This is a genomic window from Pseudarthrobacter linnaei, assembly GCF_055412825.1.
Genome location: NZ_JBVAYX010000065.1, coordinates 1 through 1926 on the forward strand (window position 1 = coordinate 1; position 1926 = coordinate 1926).

Consider the following 1926-nt stretch of genomic DNA (forward strand, 5'->3'; position numbering starts at 1 on the left):
ACTTCGAGAAGGGCTCCATCATGTGGTCCCCCCTCTCCGGCGCCGCCCCCATGACCCTCGGCCCGATCCAAACAGCCTGGGGACAACAAGGCTTCGAAAACGGCCCCCTCGGATACCCCACCAACACCCAAACCTGCACCACCAACAACACCACCTGCACCCAGCAGTTCACCGGCGGAAAAATCACGTGGACATCCTCACGCGGCGCCTACATCGGTTAAGTGCCCGGGGCACGGCCGCCGACCGCAAGGTACCCCCGCCCCGCACCGGGAGGTCCCCATATCCGCTGGTTTACCGCAGGACCGATCCACCGTAGGCGCAGGAAATCCCTCCCTTCCACAAGGGATGGGCAAATTCACCCCGGCTGTGCGGGCCGCGGAAAACCAGTCCCTAGACTACTTTGACTTCCCGGTCTCCCTGCGGGAGCTCCCGAACCCTGCTTCGCAGCCCCGCGTACTTTGAAGGAAACAATGAAATTCAGACGGATGTTCGCAACGCATCTCTGTGCAGTCCTCCTCTCGGCGGCAACATTAACCGGGCTCACGGCTGCGCCAGCTTCGGCGACCAGCCCGCCGCCGGTCAATGGCGTATCCACCCCGGCCACCGCGCCGACGGTCGAACCGCCTGGTGTTGAGCAGACCGGCGGTGCACCGACTTCCGTCCACACGTTTCAAACCCCGCCGTCCTCTGGTGCCAAAGGGGCAGCGCCGCGGGCCCTGAGCACCGAGGCTTATTCCCTCGCCCGGTCCGGAGTCATCAAGGTGCGGCTCGTGACCGTGCAGCTGACCGACGTCAAGGCAAACATCCCGATGGACTCGGCCGTCGCTGCCGTGCGGGCCACCAGCGACTACTGGGAGAGCATGTCCAACGGACGGCTCTCCATGAGCGTGGCTAGCACCGAGACGCACACCAGCCGCAGCGCGTCGTCGCGCCAGCGCTACCCCGACATGATGAACACGATCACTAACGAACTCGGCTGGGTAGTAAGTCCCTACACGGCCCTGGTGGTCTTTGTCTCCTCCCCGACGCTATCCGACGGCGCTTACGGTGCCGGCTGGAGCTACAACGGGACCAGCGGACGGGTCATCATGCCGCAGCCTGCATCCTTGACCAGAAGCGTCCTGACCCACGAGTTCGGCCACGTCCTTGGCCTCATGCACGCCAATAGCCTCGAATGTGGCAGCGGGAGGCAGGACGTCGCCACGCGAGCGGACGGCTCCTTCACCGACGGGACCTGTAAGATCCGCGAATACGGCGACACGATGGACCTGATGGGCGTCTCCCAGTCCACCCAACCGACGATCAGCTCGACGTTGTGGGATTTTGGCGGATTCGGCACGGGACGCGACATTCTGAACGTCGGAAAGGCCACGAACTCCAGTAGCTACAGGCTCACCGCCTGGGCAGGACGGGCCGAGAACCGCGCCCTCAAGTTCACTGACCCGGTGAGCGGGGAGGTCTATTACCTGGAGCTCAGGCTCCCGGTCGGATTCGACCGGACAACAGCCGTTAACGGCAACCGCGGAGTCAAAATCGTCCAACAGTTCGGGTCCGGTTCCCTGGTCCTGATGCCCGACACCCGGCGCTTCGCCGGCTACTACAGCGACAACCATGCCTGGCAGGCAGGCCAGACTTTCACGACGCACGCCGGCACCAGCGTGACCATCAACTGGATCTCCGACAGTGCCGCTGGTGTGACCATCGAAACGACTCCGACTGCCGCGGTGAAGGCGATTGCGGAGTTGACGTCGGCGTCGTCGTCGTTGGGTTCCGCGACGTCGGCGATTTCGTGTGGCCTGCGTGGCGGCGGCTGTTTCCAGGGGTTCCAGAACGGCGTGGTCATGTGGTCCCCGGCGACCGGCGCGCAGCCGAGCCTGATCGGACCGATCCGTGAGGCCTGGGCCCGGAGCGGGTACGAAAACGGCA

At 64.5% G+C, this 1926-nt stretch carries 2 protein-coding genes; both read left to right on the top strand.

Annotated elements, in window-relative coordinates:
- On the top strand, nt 1-221 hold a 221-nt coding region (locus tag ACZYZ3_RS20475; RefSeq protein ID WP_463965597.1), incomplete at its 5' end, for an LGFP repeat-containing protein.
- Nucleotides 222-770: 549 nt separating this feature from the next.
- A partial coding sequence (locus ACZYZ3_RS20480; protein ID WP_463965598.1) for a M43 family zinc metalloprotease occupies nt 771-1926 on the top strand: 1156 nt, incomplete at its 3' end.